The 26,448-nt window shown below is 50.9% G+C and carries 15 protein-coding genes, 1 pseudogene and 1 riboswitch; of the genes and pseudogenes, 2 read left to right on the forward strand and 14 right to left on the reverse strand.

Annotation, left to right across the window (positions count from 1 at the left end):
* Positions 1 to 79: 79 nt before the first annotated feature.
* The 5 genes from fabI to E5161_RS10390 all read right to left on the reverse strand — a co-directional run bounded on the left by fabI (position 80) and on the right by E5161_RS10390 (position 5,046).
* Positions 80 to 850 (reverse strand): enoyl-ACP reductase FabI, encoded by a 771-nt coding sequence (fabI, locus tag E5161_RS10370; protein WP_136777711.1) that lies wholly within the window; start codon positions 848 to 850, stop codon positions 80 to 82.
* Positions 851 to 996: 146 nt separating this feature from the next.
* Entirely contained in the window at positions 997 to 1,986 is a 990-nt protein-coding gene (gene uvsE, locus E5161_RS10375; protein WP_136777713.1) for a UV DNA damage repair endonuclease UvsE, read from the reverse strand.
* Positions 1,987 to 2,021: 35 nt separating this feature from the next.
* Positions 2,022 to 2,339: a hypothetical protein gene (locus E5161_RS10380; protein WP_136777715.1), complete on the reverse strand. Its 318-nt coding sequence runs from the start codon at positions 2,337 to 2,339 to the stop codon at positions 2,022 to 2,024.
* A gap of 388 nt (positions 2,340 to 2,727) precedes the next feature.
* A complete protein-coding gene (locus E5161_RS10385; protein ID WP_136777716.1) occupies positions 2,728 to 3,909 on the reverse strand; it encodes a D-alanine--D-alanine ligase in 1,182 nt (393 codons plus the stop codon).
* 45 nt (positions 3,910 to 3,954) lie between these two features.
* The gene (locus tag E5161_RS10390) at positions 3,955 to 5,046 is read right to left on the reverse strand and encodes an amidase domain-containing protein (protein WP_136777718.1); all 1,092 of its coding nucleotides are present in this window, start codon (positions 5,044 to 5,046) and stop codon (positions 3,955 to 3,957) included.
* 243 nt (positions 5,047 to 5,289) lie between these two features.
* Here E5161_RS10390 and acnA point away from each other — a divergent pair, with 243 nt between their 5' ends.
* Both acnA and E5161_RS10400 read left to right on the forward strand, forming a co-directional pair.
* A complete protein-coding gene (gene acnA / locus E5161_RS10395; protein ID WP_136777719.1) occupies positions 5,290 to 8,001 on the forward strand; it encodes an aconitate hydratase AcnA in 2,712 nt (903 codons plus the stop codon).
* Between the two features lie 156 nt (positions 8,002 to 8,157).
* Positions 8,158 to 9,216 carry a SepM family pheromone-processing serine protease gene (locus E5161_RS10400; RefSeq protein ID WP_136777721.1) on the forward strand — a complete coding sequence of 353 codons (1,059 nt, stop codon included), beginning with the start codon at positions 8,158 to 8,160 and terminating at the stop codon, positions 9,214 to 9,216.
* 148 nt (positions 9,217 to 9,364) lie between these two features.
* Here the strand turns inward: E5161_RS10400 and E5161_RS10405 are convergent, their stop codons facing one another.
* The 9 genes and pseudogenes from E5161_RS10405 to E5161_RS10445 form a co-directional block, all read right to left on the reverse strand.
* Positions 9,365 to 10,657, reverse strand: coding sequence for a homocysteine synthase (locus E5161_RS10405; protein WP_136777722.1), 1,293 nt, complete (start codon positions 10,655 to 10,657; stop codon positions 9,365 to 9,367).
* Positions 10,658 to 11,036: 379 nt separating this feature from the next.
* Positions 11,037 to 11,495: a hypothetical protein gene (locus E5161_RS10410; RefSeq protein ID WP_136777724.1), complete on the reverse strand. Its 459-nt coding sequence runs from the start codon at positions 11,493 to 11,495 to the stop codon at positions 11,037 to 11,039.
* 10 nt (positions 11,496 to 11,505) lie between these two features.
* Entirely contained in the window at positions 11,506 to 13,344 is a 1,839-nt protein-coding gene (locus E5161_RS10415) for an RHS repeat-associated core domain-containing protein (RefSeq protein ID WP_136777726.1), read from the reverse strand.
* 273 nt (positions 13,345 to 13,617) lie between these two features.
* The gene (locus tag E5161_RS10420) at positions 13,618 to 13,938 is read right to left on the reverse strand and encodes a hypothetical protein (protein WP_136777728.1); all 321 of its coding nucleotides are present in this window, start codon (positions 13,936 to 13,938) and stop codon (positions 13,618 to 13,620) included.
* A 138-nt stretch (positions 13,939 to 14,076) separates the two neighbouring features.
* Positions 14,077 to 14,634 carry a hypothetical protein gene (locus E5161_RS10425; protein ID WP_136777730.1) on the reverse strand — a complete coding sequence of 186 codons (558 nt, stop codon included), beginning with the start codon at positions 14,632 to 14,634 and terminating at the stop codon, positions 14,077 to 14,079.
* A 53-nt stretch (positions 14,635 to 14,687) separates the two neighbouring features.
* Complete coding sequence (locus tag E5161_RS10430) at positions 14,688 to 16,055, reverse strand: AbiJ-related protein (RefSeq protein ID WP_136777732.1); 1,368 nt, start codon at positions 16,053 to 16,055, stop codon at positions 14,688 to 14,690.
* Between the two features lie 58 nt (positions 16,056 to 16,113).
* Positions 16,114 to 17,308: pseudogene (locus E5161_RS10435) on the reverse strand (IS110 family RNA-guided transposase).
* A 272-nt stretch (positions 17,309 to 17,580) separates the two neighbouring features.
* A complete protein-coding gene (locus E5161_RS10440; protein ID WP_136777734.1) occupies positions 17,581 to 17,850 on the reverse strand; it encodes a hypothetical protein in 270 nt (89 codons plus the stop codon).
* A 14-nt stretch (positions 17,851 to 17,864) separates the two neighbouring features.
* Entirely contained in the window at positions 17,865 to 25,883 is an 8,019-nt protein-coding gene (locus E5161_RS10445) for an RHS repeat-associated core domain-containing protein (protein ID WP_136777736.1), read from the reverse strand.
* Between the two features lie 96 nt (positions 25,884 to 25,979).
* Positions 25,980 to 26,055: riboswitch (cyclic di-GMP riboswitch) on the reverse strand.
* Between the last annotated feature and the right edge of the window lie 393 nt (positions 26,056 to 26,448).

Consider the following 26,448-nt stretch of genomic DNA (forward strand, 5'->3'; position numbering starts at 1 on the left):
TGCCACCTCGTAAGCAAAAAGGAGCCCCTCCGTCGCACGGGACGAAGGGCAGCTCCATTGGAGTCAATTCATGATGCGGTTACACGCCTACAATATTGTAGCCGTTGTCGACGTACAAAACTTCGCCGGTAATGCCGCGAGCCCACGGGCTCATGAGGAACAAAGCGGTGTCGCCGACGTCGGACGCTTCCGTCGTTCGGCGAAGAGGCGCTTTCTCCTCCACTTGCTTCAGGATGGAGTTAAATCCGGCGATGCCTTTGGCCGCGAGCGTTCGAATCGGGCCGGCGGAAATCGCGTTGACCCGGATGTTGCTTGGACCAAGATCACTCGCCAAGTAGCGCACCGACGCCTCCAGCGCAGCTTTTGCCACGCCCATGACGTTATAGTTGCGCAGCGCGCGCTCCGCGCCGAGGTAGGTCATGGTGACGATGCTGCCGCCTTCCGTCATCAGCGGATAAAGCCGCTGTGCGACAGCCGTAAGCGAGTACACGCTGATGTCGTGCGCCAGCGCAAAACCGGCGCGGGACGTGTTCACGTATTCGCCGTCCAGCTCTTCCGCCTTCGCGAAAGCGATGCAATGCGCGAGGCCGTGCAGAACGCCGACTTCGTCTTTCACCCGGGAGGCCAATGCTTCGATTTCTTCGTCGGAGGTCACGTTGCAGGGAAGCATGATGGATCCGGGAATCGTTTCCGCCAGTTTGCGCACTCGCTCTTCCACACGCTCATTTTCGTATGTAAAGATCAGCCGCGCCCCTTGGGACGACAGCGATTGCGCGATGGCCCAGGCGATGCTTCGTTCGTTGGCGACGCCCATAACCACAATGTTTTTACCTTGCAGCAATCCGCTCATCAGTCGGTTCCTCCTCACCGAAAATAGAACGGCCGCCAAGTGTTGCACCGGCAACCTTCTTGTCCAAAGTAACCCATTTCCGGCGCGATTGCAACTGGCTTGTCAGCGTTTTCTGCGAGGCGGGGCGTGGCGGGAGGCTGATCCGTTCAGCCAGTGATTTCGATGCTGGCTCCGTCGCGTATACGTAGCAGTGCACCTTGGGATTCCAGCAGCTTCAAGTCGTCCATGAGCCGAAAAAGCGATTCGTCCTTGCGCTTGGCTTCGATCATGACGTCGATGGCCGGCGTTGTACGGGCGATCTCCTCAAGGAACCGCAGGAGCGGCGCCGGATTCACGTAATCGGCGTGGGCCCGGGGATCGCGGTCGCTTTTGGGTGTGGAGATGTGGATTTTGGGAGGAAGCGTATCGTCGAAACGCCGCTGCCACGTACGATGGATGCGAGGCCACAGCAGCTCGATGTTATCATTTTCGGGGTTGTTGACCATGTGATGATGCAGGTCCAGCACCATCGGCGCGTCTGCCTTCTCGCTGATCTCCAGCGTTTCGGCGGCGGTGAACGTTTTATCGTCATTCTCCAGCGTGATGCGCTTGGCGACCCGTTGCTCAAGCTGCGTAAACTGTCGGAGGAACCGCTCGCCGGCCGTCTGCTTGTTGCCGTAGGTTCCCCCTATGTGGATGTTACAGGTGGCCCGCTCGTCCAGTCCCATCATTTCGAGCATGGTGACGTGATGGTTGAGGTCCTTCACCGAGTGGGCGAACACCTCCGGTCGAGGCGTGCTCAGCACCGTAAAATGATCGGGATGAAAAGAGACGCGCATTTCATGTTCACGGACGAATTCCCCAACTCGGGCAAAATGTTCCGCCAGCGCCGGGTACGGGTCCCAGTCGCTTAACTGCTCGTGCGTCGCCAGCGGGATCAGTTTGGAGGTCATCCGGTACACCTTGACGTCCATGTAACGGTTATGTTTGAGCAATCGCAGGGTATTGTGCAAATTCTCCTCTGCGATCCGTTCGAGGCGACGCAGCCCTGCCTCCCGGTCGATGAGTTTGGAAAAGGAGGCCATCGTCATCGTGCGCGAAGGCGAGGCGTTCTCCAGCTGCATAGACATAGCGACGTATCCGAACCGGACGATCATGACAAGCCGGCCCCCTTCAGCGATTGGCTTTAGGGTTACTGTTGGTCACCGAAAAACATTTCATGCGCCAACGCCGTCTGCACCCGCGCTTCTTCGTCCGTCAATTTGCGGATTAGTTCCATTTCCACTTCGGTCACTTCTTCGCCTTGGAAGTTGATCTCCGCGATGGAAGCCACGATTTTCACAATAGCCACCGCCCGGTTGTCTGGCGAATAGGCGATGACCTTCTGGCCGGTCGGGAACACGCGAAAATGTTTTTTCACCATTTTGCCGCGTCCGTACTCCAGCAGCTCGTACAGCTCCTGCTCCGATTTGAATTTGCACACCGAATTAAACTCGGTCTGAAAGCCCATGACGACGCCTCCTCTATAGAACTTTGTTTGGAGCTATTATAAACTCGCCGGAAGGGGGAACGGAAGTGCGCGAGCAGCGAGTGACCCAGCCGTTGAACGGTGAAATCGAGCTACACTGTCCCCGAACGAGCACATTCCGACATATCCCCTCGACTCAGAACGATCGTACCGCCCCCGCTGCACACTTTCCGAACTATCCCCTCGACTCAGAACGTCGAAGCCACAAAGAAATATACGTCCCCTTACTCGCGGCAATGCGTGAGCATAAAAAATAGCGGAACCGTGTTCCGCTATTTTGGCAAATATGGTCACCTTCAACCCCCGCGCTCTGCGGGAGTCCGCTTGGTGCTCTTCAACCCCCGTGCCTGTGGGAGTCGATCGGCGCCCCTCAAACCTCGCTGCCGTAATCGATCGACTGCTTCTCCTCGTAGCGCTCCAGCGCCAGGCGGATGAGCGTGTCGAGCAGCTCCTGGTAGGAGACGCCGGTTTCCTTCCACATGAGCGGGTACATACTGTACGGCGTGAAGCCGGGCATCGTGTTGACTTCGTTAATCAGCAGCTCACCGTTGTCGCGGCGCAGGAAGAAGTCTGCGCGGCACAGCCCGGAGCCGTCGATCGCGAGGAACGCGCGGACCGCCATGCGGCGCACCGCTTCCGCCGTCTCCGGCGGGAGGTTGGCGGGAATCTCCATTTCCGATTTCCCGTCCGTGTACTTCGCTTTATAATCGTAGAACTCGTTGGAGCTGCGAATTTCCCCGGGCACAGAGGCGCGGGGCTGGTCGTTGCCCAGCACGCTCACTTCGATCTCGCGCGCATCGACGAACTGCTCGATGATGACTTTGCGGTCATAACGCAGCGCCGTCTCGATCGCCGCAGTCAGCTCTTCCCGGTTGCGGGCTTTCGACACGCCTACGGAAGAGCCCAAGTTGGCCGGCTTCACGAAGCACGGATAACCGAGTTCCTCCACTTCGTTCAGACGCGCTTCGCGGTCTTCTTTCCAGCCGAACCGGGTGAAGTAGCGGTAATCTACCTGCGGCAGTCCCGCCTGGGCAAACATCATTTTCATGGCGACCTTGTCCATGCCGACGGAGGAGGCTAATACACCCGCTCCGACATACGGTAAGCCGGCCATCTCGAACAACCCTTGGATCGTGCCGTCCTCGCCGAACGTGCCGTGCAGCAGCGGGAACATGACGTCGACCGGTTTGCCGTCGCCTGCCGGCTCTCCTTCGGTCAGCACACGCTCCGACATGCCCCGCAAAACCGGCAACAGCGCATTCCCGCCGCCATTCGCCGCATCCCCGCCAGCTGCCTCGCCGCTAGCCGCATCCCCGCCAGCCGCCTCGCCGCCCGCGCCCGGCTTCCCGAACTGCAGCTCTGCCACAGCCGCCGGAGGCGCAGAAAGCAACGGCCCCGACCGCCACTGCCCCGTAGATGTGATATAAAATGGAATAAGTTCATACTTGCTGTAATCAAAAGCCTTCAACACCGCCAACGCGGTCTGCAGCGACACTTCGTGTTCGCCCGAACGCCCGCCGTATACGAGGCCGACGCGGATTTTGTTCCCCATGACTTACCTCCGAGTCCTTCGCTTGATTGCCACCACTCGCCCCACTTAAAACTCGTCGGCGATATGAAAAAAATGATACCGGGTACGCTCCGTCCACGCGTAGGAATCGCGGTAATCCCAATAACGGTGCCGGCTGCTGACCGTATTCGCGTTCACCAACGGCATGCCGTCCGGCGCGAACCCGGTCACGATCGTGTTATGGCCGACCCGGCCGTTGCCGTCCCAGTCATAGCAGATTACATCGCCGAGCCGCAGCCTGCCGGGATAATCCACCTGCTCCGCCCGCATTCCGAAGGCGCGAGGATGAGCCAAATACCGCCGGAGGCTGTTGGCTACCGCCCAGCTGTAACTCCAGCGTTCCTGCCCGTTCACGCGGCCTTTGTACCACCAGCCCGTTTCCCTTTTCCCAGTATAGTTCATCGGCGCTTGCCCTGCAAAGAGACACTGGGAGACATAATTCGTGCAATTGACCTCCATAGGTTCAAACTGAGGGTTCGGATCGTTCCACCATCTTTCCGCATACGCGACGACCGCTTCCCTTCGATAAGGAACGCCGCGTTGAAACCCGCCGTGCCAGTTCACGCCATCTGGTCCGTCACCCGCATATACCCTCGATTTAAAACGGTTCATCGCCTCCGGATTCAAAAAGGGCACCGACGGCATGGCGCTCCGGCGAACGAAGCCCGCATCCTCCTCTTCCTCCTGCTGGGCAACTGTGACAAGCCGGCCTTCAGAATCCAGCGGTTCTATCGTATCCACACTCCACTCCCGGCCGATCCGCACCAGGCGGATTCTTTCCCGCTCGACCCGCTCCTCCAGCCATGGTGTTCCCATTTGTTCAAAAGAACGCACCGTATGCAAGGCGATGTCCGCCACCAACTCTTTGTCGCCTGCGCCGACCGCGGAGTATCTCTCGATCCTCGCCCGGATCTCGCTGCGAAGCGCCCGAATCCCGCGCTCCGCTTCCCGCTGCCACAATGCCTGCGCCCGTGCGGCAAGCCGGTTCCGGTGCGCGGCATCCGGAACCGCCGTATACAACAGTCCGGTATCGCCCCGAAGCCCCGCTTCATTCACCGCGTTCACGTACCCGACAATCGCCTGCTTCCAGTCCGCCGGGTTAATTTTGGATTCCGGCACCGGATATCCCCCTTCCCCGCTTGCGCCCGAAGGCGCAGATTGAGTCGGTTCATCCTATTCGCAACCCGCGGTTTTCATGCCCGCATGAAACGGATGAAGCAAGCGGAATCTAAGGCGAAAAGCAGGCAAAAAGGCTTTACGCAGCAAGCGCGAGAGAGTATACTAATAACAGAAATGATTTTTTTGAAATCGTGTTTCACACAGTGAAACGGATGTCCATTTTTCGCAAGGAGGCTGACCCACTTGTCCACTTTACCGAAGCAATTCCAAGCCGACCTGCAGTCGTCCGGCCAATCATTCCGGTACTACCGTCTGCAAGGTTTGGAAGAACAAGGCTTGGGCCCCGTATCCAAACTTCCTTTTTCGATGAAAGTGCTGCTTGAAGCAGCGGTTCGCCAATTCGACGGACTCAGTATTACCGAAGAACACGTGAAGCAGATCGCCAACTGGACGAACGGCCGCGTGGATAAAGAAATTCCGCTGATCCCGGCGCGTATCGTGCTGCAGGACTTCACGGGCGTTCCCGTCGTCGTCGACTTGGCCGCTATGCGCGATACCGTGAAACAAGCAGGCGGAGATCCGAAGCGCATTAATCCGCTCGTGCCGGTCGATCTCGTCATTGACCACTCCGTTATGGTCGACGCTTTCGGTTCGCCGGACGCGCTGAAATACAACATGGACGTCGAGTTCGAGCGCAACGAGGAACGCTATCGCTTCCTTCGCTGGGCGCAAACCGCGTTCGACAACTTCCGTGCCGTTCCGCCGGCAACCGGTATCGTTCACCAGGTTAACCTCGAGTACCTGGCTTCCGTTGCTGCGAAAAAGAACAAAGACGGCGTAACCGAAGTATTCCCGGACTCCCTCGTCGGTACTGACTCTCATACGACGATGATCAACGGTCTTGGCGTCGTGGGCTGGGGCGTCGGCGGTATCGAAGCCGAAGCTTGCATGCTCGGTCAGCCGCTGTACTTCGTCATGCCGGAAGTTATCGGCTTCAAATTGACGGGCAAGCTGTCGGAAGGCGCTACGGCAACCGACCTGGCCCTGACCGTTACGCAAATTCTCCGTAAAAAAGGTGTTGTCGGCAAATTCGTCGAGTTTTTCGGCTCCGGTTTGTCCAACATTACGCTGGCCGACCGTGCGACGGTCGCCAACATGGCGCCGGAATACGGCGCGACGATCGGCTTCTTCCCGGTCGACAACGAAACGCTGAACTACCTGCGCCTGACCGGCCGCGACGAGAAGCAAATTCAGCTCGTCGAAGATTACTACAAAGCCAACGGCATGTTCCGCACGGACGAGACGCCGGATCCGGTGTTCACCGACGTGGTCGAGCTCGACCTGTCCACGATCGTTCCGAGCCTCGCCGGCCCGAAACGCCCGCAGGACCGCGTAGAATTGACGGCGATGAAGAAGGCGTTCAACGACATCATCCGTACGCCTGTCGACAAAGGCGGTTATGGCCTGTCCGACTCCAAAATTCAAGAAACCGTCGAAGTGAAGCACCCGAACGGTCAAGCGAGCCGTTTCGGTACGGGCGCGGTCGTCATTGCCGCCATCACTTCCTGTACGAATACTTCCAACCCGAGCGTTATGCTGGGCGCCGGTCTCGTCGCGAAGAAAGCGGTCGAGCGCGGGCTGAAAAAACCGGCTTACGTCAAGAGTTCCCTCACTCCGGGCTCCCTGGTCGTTACCGAATATTTGACCAAATCCGGCCTTCTGCCGTTTTTGGAGCAGCTCGGCTTCCACGTTGCGGGTTACGGATGCGCAACCTGTATCGGGAACTCCGGTCCGCTTCCGGACGAAGTGAGCCTCGCGATCGCCGATAACGACATGACGGTCGCTGCCGTACTGTCCGGTAACCGGAACTTCGAAGGCCGCGTGCATGCGCAGGTTAAAGCGAACTACCTCGCGTCTCCGCCGCTTGTCGTCGCCTACGCGCTCGCCGGTACGGTCAACATCGACCTCGCCAACGAGCCGATCGGCTACGACGGCAGCAACCAGCCGGTGTACCTGAAGGACATCTGGCCGACGAACGAGGAAATTCAGCAAGCGATGGCGACTTCGCAAAATGCGGAAATGTACCGTCAGAAGTACGAGCACATTTTCACGCAAAACGAGCGTTGGAACAACATTCCGGTGCCGAAGGGCGAAATTTACGAGTGGGATTCGAACTCCACGTATATCGCCAACCCGCCGTTCTTCACCGGTCTCGAAGGCGCAGCCGGCGACATCGGCGAGATCAAAGGCGCGAAAGTGCTGGCGCTGCTCGGCGACTCCGTTACGACGGACCACATTTCGCCGGCCGGCAACATCAAGGTTGACAGCCCAGCGGGCAAATATCTGATCGAGCATGGCGTCGACAAGAAAGATTTCAACTCGTACGGCTCCCGCCGCGGTAACCATGAAGTGATGATGCGCGGCACGTTCGCCAACATCCGCATCCGCAACCATGTGGCGCCGGGAACGGAAGGCGGCGTCACGACTTACCTGCCGACCGGCGAAGTGATGTCGATCTACGATGCTTCGATGAAATATCAAAATAAGAAAACGAATCTGGTCGTCATTGCCGGTAAAGAATACGGTACGGGAAGCTCCCGCGACTGGGCCGCGAAAGGTACGTTCCTCCTCGGCGTCAAAGCCGTCATCGCCGAAAGCTTCGAGCGGATCCACCGCTCCAACCTGGTCGGCATGGGCGTGCTGCCGCTGCAATTCCAGCCCGGACACGGCTGGCAGACGCTCGGCATCACCGGTACCGAAACGTTCGAAATCAACGGCCTGTCTAATGACATGAAACCCGGCCAAACGATTACCGTCACCGGCAAACGCGAAGACGGCACGACGTTCGAATTCCCGGTTATCCTCCGGATCGATTCCATGGTCGAACTGGATTACTACCGCAACAGCGGTATTCTCCAAACCGTTCTTCGCCGCATGTTGGCCGAACAGAAGTAAATCTTCTGCAAACCCCGCGGCTCGCGGAGCCTCAGCCTCCTTCTCCTGTATGGGGAAGGAGGTTTTTTGCTCCGTGCGTTTGGGCGGGACAGGTTCGATCGGTTATAATGAAACCGTCCTCGTTTTCATTTGCTGCACACGGAGGTGCCCGAACTTTTGACCACTCAACGCACCCGTTTTTACCGCCGTTATCTTACGGCTATTCTGGCCGTATTTCTTGTTTTGGTATTGGCTGCGGCTTATTTTTTCTCTTGGCCTTATGTGATTTATGGGCCCGGCTCCGCCGAACCGGTTCATCCGCGCGTGCATACGGGCAAAAATCTGGATGAAAAAGGCTCGTTCCTCTTCACCACCGTATCCGCTTATTCGCGTCCGAACGCGATATCTCTTTTGTATGCGTGGATCAATCCCAGAATGGACATCCAGACCGAAAAGTCGGCAACCGGAGGAACGACCGACTATGCGTCTTATCGGAACTTGCTCGCCTGGATGCGCGACAGCTCGGAAGCGCAAGCGCTGCTCGCCTCTTACCGCGCCATCAGCCGGCCGCTCGACGTGAAGCAGCAGGGAGTCATCGTCGTTCGTTTCCTCGAGGAGACGAAAGCGATCCAAAGCGGCCTGCACGAAGGGGATATCATCACCAAGGTGGATGACAAACCGACGACCACGGCGGAGCAGCTCTCCTCCACCCTGACCTCCCGCAAGCCGGGAGACAAAGTGAAGCTGTCCGGCACCCGCGGCGGCAAGCCGTTCAGCGTAACGGTACCGCTGATCAAAATGCCGGGAACAGGTCGCGCGGGCATCGGGTTCCAGCACAACACCGTGCTGAAGGTGACACCCCCCGATCCGGTGAAGTTCGATTTCGATGATGTTGGCGGCCCTTCGGCAGGTCTCATGATGTCGCTGGAAATTATCGCCCAGCTCAGCGGTGAAGATTTGACGCACGGATACCGGATTGCCGGCACCGGCACGATCGAAGAGTCCGGGAAGGTCGGCCAAATCGGCGGCATCCAATACAAGCTCATGGCAGCGGACAAGGAGAAAGCGGACTATTTTCTCGTGCCATATGACAAGGAGCAAGGTTTGTTGAACTGGAAGGACGCCGAGAAAACAGTGAAGAACTTGAAGTTGAACGTGAAGCTCGTCCCCGTCTCCACCTTGAAAGAAGCGCTGGACTTCGTCCGCAAGCTATCTCCGAAATCGCAAGCTTCATAAGCTTACACGAAATGCCCCCACCGCCGGACGAGCAACACTGCCGGTTGATGAGGGCATTTTTGTTTTTCAACGCTCACCGCAATAACAAAAGGACACCTCCGAAGCTTGCTGCTCCGGAGGTGTCCTTTTTTACACCGCTTTATCGTGATTAGGCTTGGCTGACTTTCAGCGCCTGCTCCAAATCGTACAAAATATCGTCGATAGATTCCGTGCCGATCGAGAGACGAATAAGTCCTGCCGTTACGCCGCTCGAGATTTGTTCCTCTTCCGACAGCTGTTGGTGCGTCGTGCTCGCCGGGTGGATTATCAGCGACTTGGAGTCACCTACGTTGGCCAAATGCGAGAACAGCTTGACGGAGTCGATCATTTTGCGTCCGGCGTCTACCCCGCCTTTGATGCCGAAGGTGAGGATCGCGCCTTGGCCTTTGGGCAAATATTTGCGGGCGAGCGCGTGAGACGGATGGCTCTCCAGACCAGCGTAGCTTACCCACTCGACAGCCGGGTGGCTCTCTAGGAATTGCGCCACTTTCAGCGCATTCTCGCTGTGGCGTTCCATCCGCAGATGCAGCGTCTCCAACCCTTGCAGCAGAAGGAACGAGTTGAACGGCGAGAGTGCGGCGCCGAGATCGCGCAACAGCTGCACGCGCATTTTGATGATGTAAGCAAGCGGTCCGAGCGCTGCCGTATACGCAACTCCGTGATAGCTCGGGTCCGGCTCGGTCAGCCCGGGGAATTTGCCGCTGGCCGCCCAATCGAATTTGCCACTGTCTACGATAACGCCGCCGATGGACGTACCATGGCCGCCAATGAACTTGGTCGCGGAGTGAACGACGACGTCGGCTCCGAACTCAATCGGACGAAGCAAATAAGGGCTCGGGAACGTATTGTCGACGATGAGCGGGATTCCGTTTTCGTGGGCAATTTTCGCTACCGCTTCAATGTCGAGCACATCGCCTTTCGGGTTGCCGATCGTCTCCGCGAACAACGCTTTCGTTTTACCGGTAATCGCCTTGCGGAAATTTTCCGGATCGCTCGGATCTACGAAATGGACCTTAATGCCGAGCTTCGGAAGAGTGGTGGAGAACAAGTTGAACGTACCGCCGTACAAACTCGTTGCGGACACAATCTCGTCCCCGGCACCGGCAATGTTCATGATCGAATAGCTGATTGCCGCCATGCCGGAAGCTACCGCTAACGCGCCGACTCCGCCTTCCAACGCCGCAATGCGCTGCTCGAACACGTCGGACGTCGGGTTCATGATGCGCGTGTAGATGTTTCCGAACTCTTTTAAAGCAAACAAATTGGCAGCATGCTCCGTGTCGCGGAATCCATAGGATGTCGTCTGGTAGATCGGGACAGCGCGGGATAAAGTGGCAGGATCCAGTTGCTGACCGGCATGAACGGCCAAAGTTTCGGGCTGAAGCTTGCGTTCTTCTGACACGGGATCATCCTCCAATAAATAAAAGATAGTTTGTTTATTCCGAGCAAAAAAGTCGGGTTTAATGGGATTTTATACTTGTGTTAGGGTTCTGTCAACAACATCTATGTATGTTGCCATAACGCGTTTGATGCTCAGTTCAAATCGCATCAGGTGCTATTAATAACGAATGATTAACTGGACAAAAACTTTCAAGATTACTGTATTATCCCTTGCTTGCTAGCGCCCCCCTATTACTTATCGATAATCGGTTCAGTCTTCACCACGTATACTTCTTAACGAGCTTTATCAAATCATGAATTTCTGGCATCAATCGGCACTGGGTAGCCCCACAAAGAAAAACCTTGAGTGGCATGTGCCAATCAAGGTTTTTGTCGTCCATTTATTTCACTTGGTAGACTGTAATAGCTTTGTCTGACTCACCCATGAAGTTATCCATTATTTCAACTTTAAATTTTACATTAGGAAGTAGCTCCTTAAAACGCAACTCCCAAAAATACTTGATAATTTTGCAGAACTCAAAATAAATATCATCATTATCTAATGAACTATCTCTAGCCAGTAAGAAAAAATCTGTCAAAGACCAGCTATTAACATGTTTTTCAATCTTCTCCTTGTCGAAATTAAACTCTTGTTCTAACGATTCGATGTTTCCATTATAAAACTCCGAAATGAAGAAGCACCCTTTAGCCTCAATTATCCTAGGCGATAAGACCGCAGCAATTGCTAAATAACTTTCAATGCTACAAGCATTAAAAGCATGATTCATCATAGTCTTTCCCATCGGATTAGCAAAGCATTTCAATAATTCCTCATTAGTTATGCCCTCATACATTCTCATGTTTAATCCCCTACTTTAATAATTCTAATGGAACCCTACCTTCTAGTTTAACATCTCTCGGATAGTAATTTCCGTTTGGCGCTTTATCCCAAACGGTCATTTTTACCCTTTCACGTGAAATATCATAAATTAGTCTACCATCACCATCATAAACGAGAGTGTGTCCTGCATCTGTTTTAACGTAACTATTCGGATTACCGTTTAATGGTCTGCCCTCACCACTTCTTCCTCCTGATTTTATTGTGCCTGCATTTTTAAGATTCTTAAGCAAATTTTTATCTAGTTCTGAAGTCTTTGTTACGTTTCGAGTTAGAAGATTACCCGTCGCTTTTGGACTACCAACGCCCATTGATTTATTTGTGGAGCCAATAGGCGATCCCAGAGAAGATATTGCCAAGACAAACGCCTTTTCTTGTTCCTCTTTAAGATACACACGTAAAAACTCACCTTTTGCCCAAGCGGCATTTCCGGCACTATTTTTGTAAGGACTTGTTTGCGTCAACAATCCAAATAAATATTTAAACCTATTAGCGGATAAAATTGATTTAAATCTTTTATCCATGATGTTCCATGCCACTTTATACCTAGGATCGGTTTTAGAGGTGATTTTCATCACTTCAGGAAGTATTTCTTTATTGAGTTCTTGATAATTAGCCGTGTAAAAAATGATTTTATGTCCACTCGGATCTACATACATCAATGGATTGTTGGCTGCATACGTATATTGGTTTAACGTTAATGGACTGTCAATCTCACCCTCATACGAATCCTCAGAGATGAACCGAGCGGGACGAGGGTCGTAGTAACGGGCTTGCAGGTAGTAATACTGCGTCTTGCGATCCCAATAGTAGCCGGCGTAGCGAATTGGGTTTTCTTTCACCAGATCCGTGGTGATGTCGTCGGTCGGCTCGGTATCGTCAGCGATTAGAGCGTCCAACGTTGCCGTTACCGATTCCGTTGACGAGTCAGCTTTCGTTGTTACAAACGACGTATCGCCTGTATTGTCTTTGCTCTTCTTCCCGTTACCGTTACCGTTGCCGTTACCCTTACCATTGCCATTACCCGGGTGATAGTCCGGTACAGTATTGCCGCTGTCGTCTTCGGGACCTTGAACTGAGCCCGGGCTGCCGTTGCCGGTGCCGAGGTCACCGATGAAGCCTATGCTTTCCCGGACTTTTTCGCCGTAGCGGTTGTACATGCCGGTGACAAGTCCCCAAGCGTCATATTCATAACGGGCTGCGACTTTGCCATCTTTGTCGGTGAGTGCCATGACGTCGCCGTGTCCGTTGTAGACGTACCAGAACGTCTGGCCCTTAAAAGTGATCGATAGCGGGCGATCGTTGGCGTCATAGGTGTACATTTTGCCGGATTCGCCGTCTTCGTTGTCTCCATTTTTGATCTCATCGGTCAGAACCCAAGTATCGCCTTTGTAACGGTAAGTCGTTGTTTGCTGCCCGTTTCCATTATGGTCAAACCGTGTCTTGGTAACGCGGCGGCCCAGCGTGTCATACGTGTACTTCTCGCCGAAACCGTCCGGGAAGGTGACTTTAGTCAGCTGCCCGCGGGCATTCCACTCGAACTTGCTGCGTCCGTCAGTGAGCAGGTTGCCGGCATCGTCGTACTTGTAATCGTAGTCCTCGTAACGGATGAGATTTTCCCGATGTACAAGCTGGTTACGAGAGTTATAAGTATAGTTCGTTCCGATGATGGTATATCCTTTGCCAACCTGGCGAATCCGCTCGAAAAGTTTCGTTTTGTCGCCCGGCGGTAGGTTAACTTCGCCGTTAACGATGTTGTCGATGGCGATACTTTTACGCAATTTTTTAATACCTATAATGCTTCTATCCACCGGGCACCTTTATTACAACTCGGAACGCTATCAGTGGACGTTAAAAAAGATGACCCCTGATGAATACAGGAGTCATCTTCTGACCGCTTAGCTGTGTTTATATAACTGTCCTCACATCGGGTCACAGTTCAGTCTCTCACGTGGCTAAATATACTAGTCATTCGATTTTTTTCTTTTGCACCAATCTATTGAAATGGAGCATTATTCTGCGCATTAATCATTCGAAACTCATTTTATAGACCAAATCCATCTAATTTTCACCGAAGTTACTCCCTAAAATAATTCAAATGAGTCGTTATCGATTTTACCGTCAAATGTAAAATATAGTTTGTATTGTCCAATGTTTTTTTTATGGTAACGAATGGGGATCATTACGACTATGTGATTGTAATCAAACTCTGGGTAGTTGCCGTAATTAACACTGACGGTTTGTATCTCTGTAACTAGATCTGCTTGTTCAATTTCACCAAAAGTTGTTCTATATTCGGCATACTCTTCGTTTTTATATTTATTTAGTACTGTTCTGAAACAGTTATAAGTTTGTTCCTCTATTTGATATTCCTTCAGCCATGCTCTTATCTCAGACACATTCATTTAGTCAACACCACTCCATTATTTTAATGTGTTTTTTCAAGCACCTCGAAAATTATATGTCCCAATTTTTCGTCGTAGTTACCAAGCACTCTCCACGCACCATATTTCCCCTTTATCTTAATTTCATATTTATAAAATTTATTTCCAACTTTTATTCCATTTCCAGATAAAATTTTCAGCATACGCATTAGCAAACCCTTTTATCATTGAACTTGCAAACTTCATCTGTGCTTCCTTGCCAAGCGATTTTGCAATCTCTTTATAAGTTTCACGTTTGATCCATCCTCTTATCCTGCTAGGCCCACCGACCATACCCAATGCTACGGATTCGATTGCCTCCTCAGTTTTAATGTATTGTTTGTCATAAGCCTTCATTAGTTCGCGCTTAGCCCATGCAGCTTTATCCTCAGTGTATCCGTGTGCAGCATCTTCTTTAGTTGCGTTGCGGCATTGGCCATTTGGTTTAAAAACAGTCATTGTAGCTAAATTAAACAGATACAAAAATTGATTACGGCTTAAATCGACATCACCCCATTTTCTTCCTACACCAAGTTCTGATTTAATACTCCAATATACTTGAGATGCACTGCCCCCAGATTTTCTGGCAATATCAATCTTAATTCCAATCCGAAACCCAGGTTGTGTTTCATGGCCTGTTGGATCCACATACATCAGTGGGTTATTTAATACATACACGTACAAATTCAAACTCTGAGGGTTTTCAATGCCCCCTTCATACGTATCCTAGTTTATAAAGCGGAATGTACTTTCACTCCGTGTTTAATGAATAAATTCTCAAAAAATTCAATTACAACCTTAGAATTTGCTTTTTCATCCATCAACTCGTAACCACCAAATCGATAAACTTCATATCCGCTTAGTTTTAACTCCCTATCCGCTTTAACCATTTCAGCATACTTTTTGGGACTTGCTATATTATCATCTGCATAATGTTGTTTACCGTCAATTTCTACCACTATTCTATGTTTGTTTGAGAACAACATTAGAAAATCCATTCTTTGCCTGGGAAGAACGGGTATATTGCCTCGGGTTTTAAGTGTATAGGGGTCATAGTGTAAGTAGACCTGTGGAACGATAGCAGGGAAGTTTTTATGATGGATGTCTTTAAACATCTTAAAATATTCTTTAAATAGAAACTTCTCGGGATCAGAACCTAGTGAGACCGCTAATCTTTTATATAGATCAATCTCCGTTGGCTTATCATTAATAGACAGCCCATTTAAGTCTGCCCACCAACTTACAAGGTCAGACCAATTAAGCCCTGTATTGGGTATTTCTCTATCATACACCAAGCAATTCTTTTCATTTTTCACGATCTTTATATCGTTATTGATTGAATCACTTATTATGATTTCTGGTTTATTGCCTATTGCTGCAAATATTAGATTCTTTACTCTTCCGTTAACACCAGCAGTCATTTTTGTGACTTTGTAAATCGGAAAACCTGAAATGTTATCCGATACAGCAAGAATATATCCATCTTTTTGTAGACGCTCATTTAAAACTGATACATATTCAATTTGTTCGAGCTGATCTCTTATCAAAGGATGAACTACTTGCTCAAGAAACCGACAAAATATTTCGTCAGTTGAGATGAGCAATTCAAGGTATCGTTCGAATAAATAAACATCATCCCAATCTGAATTGTTTATCATATGTTGCCAAATATCACCCGTTGCTGTATCAAAGCGACTATCAGTTGAAGGCATTTCATCCAAATTCCAGATTCGTTTAAGAAAATCAATTAAATCATATTTCCCTGCAATATTCCCTAATGTGTATAGTTCATCCATGATGTTTCTTCTTGTAATCTCTGAAATGGAAAATACTCCATTCGGTGATATAGATAAAAGTATTCTTGCGAGTTGTTTTGCTTCATCTCCGTAGTCTGAAACGATTCTTTTTGCCAAATCAATTAAAAATAATTGATCTTTTCCTTTTAACCTGCGTTCTACATATAATCTACGACTTTGGAATGCTTCGCTTTCTTCCCCTGATTCCAAACCATATTTCAAACAAACACTAGGAACATTATATGCCTTCTCACCAGATAGGATATAAGTGATACCAGCTAGTAAATCCTTTAATGTTGCCATTACCTCTACCCCCAAAATATAAAGGTGACAACCAGATTTCCAGTTGTCACCAATTATATCATCCCGCTTGTTTGGTCGGTACATTTGGCATCATATACGCCGTTTTTTTCGTCATCATAGCATAGATGATATTGACCAACTTCCTCATGATACATACAACAGCTTTCTGCTTCGTTTTTCCTTCCGCCAGCTTCTTCTCACGTAACGGCGATCTGACGAATGGCAAGCCCCTTGATAATATCATGTAGCTCTCGGTTTCCCTGTTTACTCTTGTAGTTTCGATGCTTGTTTCCTGAACCAACCGCTACTGGTGCAATTCCTGCAAATCGAGCGAGCTTATCCGCTGACGAGAAACGGTGTATGTCTCCGATCTCCGCTACCAACTCAGCCGCTGTTACCAAGTCAATACCTGTCATCGTTTCGAGTTGTAGACCGAGTTCTTGCATCAACACTGCAATCTTCTTCTCGGACTTGGCTATCTCGTGTTGATGGAATCGAATACTTCTCACAAGACTGATGACGATAAAATCATGCTCATCCTGAAAGTCCCTTGAGGTATCGCCATCTACGGCAATGAGCGACAGAATTAGCTCTGCTTTTTTTTTGATCGACAATCCATTGTTGCTTAGGAGTCGAAGGAACTGTGCTAGGTTATCGGCTTGTATTCCCTCTAAGTGTTTAGGTGAAGGAAACCTGTGCCAAAATGCCAATGCCGTTTTGCCATCAATTTCGGAAAAAAACTTCTTGTAACTTGGATAATTGTAGCCAAGCTTCTGATGAAGTCTCTTTCCCATTCCTGATAAGAGGTTTGCCATACTCTTTCTTTGAGTTGCTAACTGCCCGATTGCGTAGAAAAGGTCAATCGGTTTGGTATCTGGCAAGTTGTTTAGTTCGTCCTTTAGAACTCTGGCGACACATTCAGCATCCCAGCTATCCGATTTTTGAACGGTTACATGGCTTTTCCGTCTCGTATTAGAAAGTTTCGGATTAACTTCTTTCGTCCAAAACTTATTCTCGGTAAGATAGACCGCTAACGCTCTGCCATAACCCCCGACATCTTCTAATCCAAAAACAGGCGTGAGTTTACGCTTAACGTGCTTCTTAACTTCTTTGATGAGCTGAGGGAAGGCTGACGGCTTATTGTCAAACTTGATTTCCCTTAGCTTAATGTTCCAGCAGTCGATGATGACTGCGGTATGATGCTCTTTACGCAGGTCAACGCCTACATAAATCAGCTTTTGCGGCTCAATCATTCTGCTCTCCCTTTCTTATTCTCCCGATTTGAATAATCACTAATGAGTTCAATCCCTATCATCTTGGCAAATACGTCTACCAAGACACTTTCCGCACAGATTCAGCCCATTAGTAACCACTCAAGTGAGCGGCTGGCATACACTTGGCATACGTAGTATGTCAACAGGTTTTTTCCACAATTTTCACTGCATCGACAAAATACCAATTAATAATTAAAGAAAAACCACATGGAGTTGTTACACTCGCATGTGGTAAATCTCTGCTTTGTATCTCATGGATAGGGTGTTGGGTCTATATTCTCCCCCTCCCTTATCCACCATTCAGAGTCCTTTCCGTAATACAATGTTTTTGCCCAATACTCTTCTCCACCATGAGAAATTGTTAGATATTCCTCTCCTGTGAAGTCAGTTTTTCCCCAGTAACGATTAATTCTACCTACAGCCTCTTCTTTCGTGATTTCAAACAATTCGATTAACTTATCAACCACACGAGCAAAAAATTCTTCACCATCTGAATCTAACTTCATTGAAAACCGATTCACGCTAATACCTCCTGTTATAAGAATGGTTGTGGCATCAATATAGCCGGAACAATGTGTCTAAATAGCCAACCCGCCATTCTAGGTGTGTGGATACTAATTTGATGCCCCCATGGTTTTGGAGAGCCTTGTCCTTTAAGCCAACCTAAATTCCCCAGCATCGGACCTTCTACATAATCATAAGAATGCATTTTAACTGTACCATTACGATTGCCTTTTACAAAGGTTTCCCACGACTTGCCTGCCCATAGGAAAACTCTCCCTTTAAACACAGTGTATAGCTCCGATGGCTTTACTTTAAATACAACAATCGCTCCATTCGGACCCGCCCATCGAGCCGCTTGCTTAATATTTTTAGTAACATAAAATCCTTTGCCAAAATCTGTTTTCGTATTCTGCTTACTTAGATCAATACCTTTCTTAAAGATATTCGCGGAACTTGCTCTGCTGGTTCCATGATAAAGGAAAAGATACCCTTGGTTTCTTGTTTGATCATTATTCAAAAAGGGAATAGGCACTTCACCAGCACTTGCTCTTTCTTTTGCCCTATCAATCATCTCTTGGCTTTCTCCTGCAATGGTTGGTTCAAAAAGCGCCCCAACAACTGCACCGGCAAAAGTTAATAATAAGTTCTTGCCTTTTTTCGCTCCCTGCGTTGCTCCCTTTTTACCGCCTTCAATAACTTTTAAGCCTTCTCTTTTGAATTCTTCTAAATATTTATCAAAATTCGGTGATGCTTCATGGCCGGATTGATCAGTATAATATGTCGGATTGTTAGAAACGTAAGTATACAAATTCAAACTCTGCGGATTCTCAATTTCACCCTCATACGTATCCTCAGAGATAAACCGAGAAGGACGCGGGTCGTAGTAGCGTGCTTGCAGATAGTAATATTGTGTCTTGCGATCCCAGTAATAGCCGGCGTAGCGGATTGGGTTTTCTTTCACTAGATCCGTGGTGATGTCCTCGCTCGGCTCGGTGTCGTCAGCGATAATCGCGTCCAGCGATGCCGTCACGTCTTCGGTTGATGAGTCAGCTTGTGTTGTAACGGACGACGTATCGCCTGTATTATTTTTGCTCTTCTTCCCGTTACCGTTACCCTTAACCTTACTATTGCCATTGCCATTACCCGGATGATAGTCCGGCACGGTGTTGCCGCTGTCGTCTTCAGGGCCTTGAACAGAACCTGGGCTGCCGTTGCCGGTGCCGAGGTCGCCGATAAAGCCGATGCTTTCGCGGACTTTTTCGCCGTAACGGTTGTACATGCCGGTGACAAGTCCCCAAGCGTCATACTCATAGCGGGCTGCGACTTTGCCGTCTTTGTCTGTGAGCGCCATGACGTCGCCGTGGCCATTGTAGACGTACCAGAAGGTTTGTCCTTTGAAAGTAATCGACAGCGGGCGATCGTTAGCGTCGTAGGTGTACGTTTTGTTGGATTCGCCGTCTCCGTCTACGACTTCTTCGGTAAGAACCCAAGTGTCGCCTTTGTAACGGTAAGTCGTTGTCTGCTGCCCGTTTCCATTGTGATTAAACCGTGTCTTGGTGACGCGGCGGCCGAGCGTGTCGTAGGTGTACTTCTCGCCGAAACCGTCCGGGAAAGTGACTTTAGTCAGCTGCCCGCGGGCATTCCACTCGAACTTGCTGCGTCCGTCAGTGAGCAGGTTGCCGGCATCGTCGTACTTGTAGTCGTAGTCCTCGTAACGAATGAGATTTTCGCGATGCACAAGCTGGTTACGAGAGTTATAAGTATAGTTCGTTCCGATGACGGTATATCCTTTGCCGACCTGGCGGATCCGTTCGAAAAGTTTCGTTTTGTCGCCCGGCGGCAGGTTCACTTCCCCATTAACGATGTTGTCGATGGCAGCCAGGATGTGCTCGATTTTTCCTGTCTCGAACATCGCGTCAATCGAAGTTGAAGCATCGGTGCTATCTTCAGAATCTCCACCATACTTCTGGCGTAGCTTTTTCCACAGGCCCAGCTTTTTGCCGTTGCCCTCCTCCAGCGCCTTCATCCAGTCTTTAGAGCAATCGCCTCCGTTGCCGTTGCCGTTGCCATTGCCATTGTTATTCCCATTACCGTTACCATTACCATTTCCGTTGCCGTTTCCGTTTCCTTTGTCGCCCTTATCCTTGTCATGCCCATAAGCGTTGCCATTTCCATTTCCATTGCCGTTCCCATTGCCATTTCCGTTGCCGTTACTATTGCCGTTGCCGTTATCATTTTTGGCGATGAAGTCCATGGTTAGGGAGGCGACTTTTACGAAACTGTCTGTTACTGCATTTTTACCGTTACCATTGCCATTGCCGTTCCCTTTACCATTGCCGTTGCCGTTTCCGTTACCATTACCGTTTCCGTTGTTACCCTTATCCTTGTCATGCCCATAAGCGTTGCCGTTGTTGGACTTGCAAGGATCCGGAATGTCGGAGCTGGGATCCGACGGTTCGGAAGGATTGGATGGATTGGGCTTCATGCCGGATGAGCCCAAAACGAGTTCCAAAAGCTCCTCGGTCGTAATCACCTTGTGCTTGTCTTCTTTCGTTCCTTGGATAATCGTTTTCCGTACAGTGCGGTTGCCTGCACCGTCATACTCGTAGAGCATGACGTCGCCTTCCGGCGTCTCAATGCGGCTCAGCTGTTCCCGGTTGTTATATTGATACGCCGACTTGTCCTCATGATCCTGCACATCGGTAATGAAATCACGCGCATTGTAGTTATATGTGCTGGCATGCAGCTGCAGATCGGCAGCGGTCGTTTTTTGCGTGCCCACCAAATGACCCGGCTTGTAATCGATGGACGTTACGGTGCCGTTCGGATATTTAACCGAGGTCACATAACCATCCGCATCGTACGAGTACCCATAGACAAAACCTGCCGAGTCAGTATAGCTGGTCGGGCGGCCCGCCGCGTCGAGATCGATCTCGGTACGTTTGCCGTTGGTGATTTCTGCGGCTTTCTCCCCGTTGGCGTTGTACTCGTACTCCACAACGTCGCCGTTTGCATACACCGCTTTTTGCAACTGGTTGTTATCGTAATAGGTGTACGTGATCGTTCCTTCTGCGCTCGTACGGGTGAGAACATTGCCTGCCTTGTCGTAGGTGTAGGCAATGGAAGTCCCGTCGCTGTAGGCCTCGAGCGTTTTACGGTTCATAAAATCATACGTATACGTCGTGGTCAGTCCGCCTGGCTTCGTTTCCGACAGCAGATTGCCGTTCGGGTCGTACGTGTATTGGAACTCGTCCTGCCCGGATTCCGAACGGGTGACCACTTTCTTGACGCGCTGGCTGGCTTCGTCGTATTTGTAAGTAGTCGGCTGCGAGTTGCCGTCTTTTTGGCTCGTACGGTTCTGCACGGCGTCATAAGTATACTCGGTTTTCGCCTGCGGCTCCGTAACTGCTGTCAGGTTGTCACGGGAATCGTAATCGAAATAGGTAGCGCCGTAAACCGGCCGCTGTTCCTCGCGTTTGTTGCCGGCAGCGTCGTAGTGGTAGGAGTAAGTTCCCTCGCTCGGCGTAGCTTTGGTTGTCATTCGACCGGCCGGATCGTACGTATAGTGCGTAGATTGACCTAATTTGTTATATTCCGTGGAGGTGCGGCCATCTACGTCCAGCTCGTAGCGAGTAACGTTACCGAGCGGGTCTTTTTCCTGTACCACATTGCCGCGGTAATCATAGACCCATTCCGTGTCGCGTCCGAGCGGGCGGCGCTCAGCAGTCATGAAACCGGCAGGACTGTACTCGTACTTGATCCAATGTCCGGAAGGATCGACGGACAGTGTTTGTTGACCATTGGCGTTGTAAGCGAATCGCGTCCCATGACCGTTGCCGTCGGTGGATGCCACCATAAGGCCCCTCGGATCGTATGCGTACGTATTGACGATCTGTTCGCCGGACATATCAGGAGACTCAAAATGCGTCTCCGACAGCAGCCGGCTTTCCCGATCATAATCGGATTTCACCACATTGCCGTTCGGATCTTGCGCGACAACGATTCTTCCCAAGGCGTCGTAGACATAAGTCGTTTTGGCAGCCGCTTGAGAAGGATCTAGGATTGCCGCTCCTTCTTTATAACGGATCTCTTGCGTCATCTGGCCGGTTGCATCAAAACGATACTCCATCGCGTTGTTCAGTCCGTCGATGCCTACGACTTGGTCACCACGCGTGTTGAACACAGAGTATTCTTTGCTGCCATCTGGATGCGTGACCGAAGTTTGCCGTCCCATGGCATCGTAACCATATTGGGTGATGCGACTGGAACCGGTTGTGGTATCGGTTTCGATCAATTGCTTAGTGCGTCCGTGCTCATCGTAAGTATAAGCGGTCATCATTCCCGCTGGATCCGTAGATTGCAGCAAGTCTCCTTCAGGAGAATAGCGGTAGCCGGAGACAGCCCAGCCGTCCTTCAGTTCCCGGAGCTCTTCGCGCAAGTGACCCCAAGCGTCGCTCGCATAGCGGATCGTCTGGGTCAGGCCGGAAGAATTGACCGTTTCTACCCGTTCGGTGACTCGTCCGTACACATCGCTTTTCGTATGAACTTGCTGGCCTTCTTCATTGACGAACAACGTCACATGTCCGAAAGCGTCGTACTTCGTCTCGGTGACGGAGCCCGACTCGGAGACGGTTCGAATCACCTGACCGGCCGGGTTGTAAAATTCCTTGTGCTCATACATGACCGGATTGCCATACTCATCCCATGCCGGAACCGAGGTTTCAACCGAACGTCCGTCATATTTGTAAGTGGTCGTATACCCATTGCCGTCCGTCTCGCTTATCAAACGATTGAACTCATCGAATGCATAGCTTCGAGTGATAAGCGGCTGCTCTCTGGCGGCGGTCAACGATCGCACCGATGCGGACACCAAAGAAACGCCGTTCCATTCCGGCGCCGGACCGCCGGCAGACTCATCCGTCACGTTTCCGTTGCCGTCATAAGCATACCGAGTCCAAGAGCCGTCCGGATTTTTCTCTTCTATCAATCTTCCTGTACTGTCGTATTGCATTAGCGTGATCGACAAATAAGACGGTATGCTGCCAAGCGTTACCGGAAGGTTCCCCGGATCGTTAGCGCGGACGAGTTGCCGCTCTTCTACCACGCGATCCCACAGGTCATACGTATAATCCGTGCGTCCGCCGTCCGGGGCATTAACTACCGACCGACGACCGGCGCTGTCATACTCGATTGTGGTCGTATAATCGCCCGGCGACACAACCGTGCGAACCGGCTGCCCGGCATCGTTATAAAATGTCTCTGTCGTTTCTCCGCGGGAATCCGTTTTTTTCATAAGCAGCCCGCGTGCGTCGTAAACGTACGTTTCCTCGATCGTGCCTTCGGTTCCCGCCTCAAGTGGCACCGTTTTGCTTGACAGCATGTTCCCCATACCGTCGTAGGTGTAGGTCGACTTGATCAAACCGTCGGACTGCTCGACGAGATTGCCTCCGTCATCGTAAACGTAAGTCCGTACGATCTGTTTGGCCGCATCGCTCGGGTCCTTCTGCGTGTGCTTCGTGACCCGTCCCCAAGGATCGTATTCAAAATCTTCAACTACGCCTTCGGGATTTTCACGGTGAATCAGCCAGCCGACATTATTAAACTCTTGCTTCGTCACCGCCTCATCCGGTGTTCCCGCGTCCGTGATGATTTGCGTTTGGTTGCCGATTCGATCGTTCACATAGGATGTACGTGTCCCGTCGCCGGTCACAAACCAATTCTCATCATACTGATATTCAAATACGTTGCCGTTACCGTCCGTACGCTTCACCAGAAGCTCTTTGTCGTTAAATTCTTCCTTGGTTACAATGGGCTCGCCTTTGCTGCCTGTCGGATCAACGACTTGCTGCGTGGTCGTTTTGGCCAATATCGTCCGGTGCACGTTACTCTTCACATACGAATAGCTTATGTCGTATCCCAATGGTCCTGTCTCATGCGTCAGATCGTTGAGCTGGTCGTAGGTATAATGCAAAATGCGGCCTGACGGACTTTGTTCGGCGACCACCAGATCTTTATCGTCGTACCGGTACCGGTAGCTTCTGCCCAACGGATCCGTCACTTTCACTAGATTGTTCCCGCTGTAACCGAACGACGTCTTCGCTGTGGCTTCTCCGTCCGCCGTCTGCACTTTTTGCAGATGTTCGGTCGGCCGGTAGGCGTCATTCCACTTCAACGTATAGGAACCCAGCGGTTGTGCGATCGTCGCCTCGCTCGAGCCGTACTGAACGTCGACAAACTCCTCTTCCCCATCCTGCTTACGTGTTGCGCCGATCTTTTTTACACGATTTTGCGCATCGTAGGTCCAATTGGTGATGACCGATCCCGGTATTTCGCCGGATACTTTCGGATCATTATTGCCGTTGTCGATCACTTTGGTAATACGATGCAGATCGTCATATACAAATCGGGTCAATTTCAGGGACGGAGTCTTGAATCCGACGAAATCCCCCTTGGGGTTATACATAAAATAGAAACTTCTGGCCGGTCCATCCGGTTTCCCGCTAATGCCGTCTATTTCCCGAATAATGGTGGAAGTCATATCTCCATCGGGATCATAGGTAAACGTCACTTCGTGATTGTTCGAATCGTTCACTTTCCGGATTCGATAATCCAACGTGCCGTAATAGGTGGTCCACTGAGCCCAATAAAACATCACTTCATTGATGCCGCGATCCTGAATCAGCCAAAAACGGCCGTCTTCATGGAAACGGTAGTATTCCTGACCTGCCCACTCGAGAATAAAGGCATTCGGATCTTTGTCCGTCGAAGGAGCCCTCGTCAATTTCGGGAAATGCTGCTTTTGTCCGTTCGCATAGGTCTCATAGCCGTCGGGCGTCAATTTGAACCAGTACTCCGTGCCGTCAAAACCGACCCAGGTGGCGTTGTTCTCATCCCACTCGGTGATGCGGGAGTCCAAGCTAAGGCTCCAGCCGTAACCGATAGGGCCTTTGATGCGGTTCTGATGGTTGTACGTTAAAAACAAATCAAAGTCGACGCCAGGCCCTTCCTGAATGAACCCGTCGAACTTCTGAATGCCTCCCCCGGTGAGAAGGTTGACGCGTACATTCTGATCCGCCACTTTGGCCAGCGCATTGGGCACATAGTCCTCGAAACCGCCACCCGGCAAATAAGGATGAAGCGGCAGCGTCTCTTCTGTAATATTGCCGGCCACGTCTTCCAACGTCACCTTTAACGCCTCGGCGTTACCCGGTTTTATCGATAAAGCGTCGTGGAGCGGCGGATTGTCCCAATCCGGGCTGGAGGTTTGGGAGGCGCCTAGGGCCGTCACTTTTTTCAAACCGCCGATCTCGTCGCGCGATTCTACCGCAAGCTTGCCCTCACCTAGCGGGTGAATGCCGACCAACTCAGGCACTGTACGGTCCACCAACAGTATTTGAAATTCTTCGCTGTACCCTGGAGCCGTTAAGGTCACCTTTTCCGGCTTAGCACCGGTTTTGGCCGGAAGTTCAAATTCAACCGACACCGGTTCGGCCGTCAACTTCCAATAGTAAAAGCCTTCCGGAGCGTTAACTTCCGAAAATTTACCGTCCCAATCAAAAGTGTTTTTCCCATAGATGTCAGTTTTGCCGCTCAGCAAAGTATAGGTATTGTTTTTCCCGCGAATCTCTTTCATTTTCACGGTAACCTTATAGCCCGACGGAGCGTTTAATGGCGTTCCTTCCTGTGAGTTGATCCAGTCTTGTAATTTGTCGTTCCAACTGAGAGTTACTTTGGTCGATTTCGCGTTGAAGAAATCAGGCGAATCGTTCATCTTCAGATAGGAACCGCCTGATCCGCCTCGATCCGCTCCCAAGTCCGTGGGCCGCTCTGCGAGCACCCGGTCTCCGTCGAATGTGAAAAACTGCGGAGCCTCCGTCTTGTCCGGTCCATCTGTCCAAGGTTCCTGGTCTGCGCCCGATGCTTTGAGCGCAGCCAACGCGCCGGAGAGCTGTTCCGCCGCTGCTGTCCATACGGCAACGGGAGCCAACCCCATGAACAAACTAAGAATTAATGTTGCGGCCAAACTGCGAAACCAAAGCGATCCTCTCATCTCTTTAAGCACCCCTGTTTTTGATGTCGAAAAAAGCAAAACAGCCGCAGCGCCTGAAGCGCCCGGCTGCTTGCAATTTCCAGCGGATCGTCACACTTCGGCGGTCTGGCGATCCGGCAAAGGACCCATGACTTTGCGTCCCCATCTCTCGATGGGTTTGCCTTTTTCGGTTGTTAGTATTGAACTATACAAGAAGAATCTGGAATACATAGTCCCGATTTTAGCAGATTTTGTCGGGACTTAAAGCATATTTCCGAGATTTTTGTAAGATTTTGTAGTTCGCGAGTTGAGGTTCGCAGTTAGGTCGATAGACATAAAAAAAAGAAGCCGCTGGGACGGCTTCTTTAAATTTGATAGGAGATTCTGTAACGCTATTTCGCCGAATTGCAGAGACAAACTCCACTTCGGCTGACGCCGCAATTGTATTTTGCCAAATTGAAGAGCCTTTTCAGGTCCTTCCGTCCCGGAAAGTCCGCTGTAATTTGGCAAAATGACGTTACGGATCACTGCAAGCCTCTCATTACCTCTGCAATTTCGTGAAATGCAATTGCAGCTCACACGAGAG

Source organism: Cohnella pontilimi, from assembly GCF_005049045.1.
Lineage (GTDB): Bacteria > Bacillota > Bacilli > Paenibacillales > Paenibacillaceae > Cohnella > Cohnella pontilimi.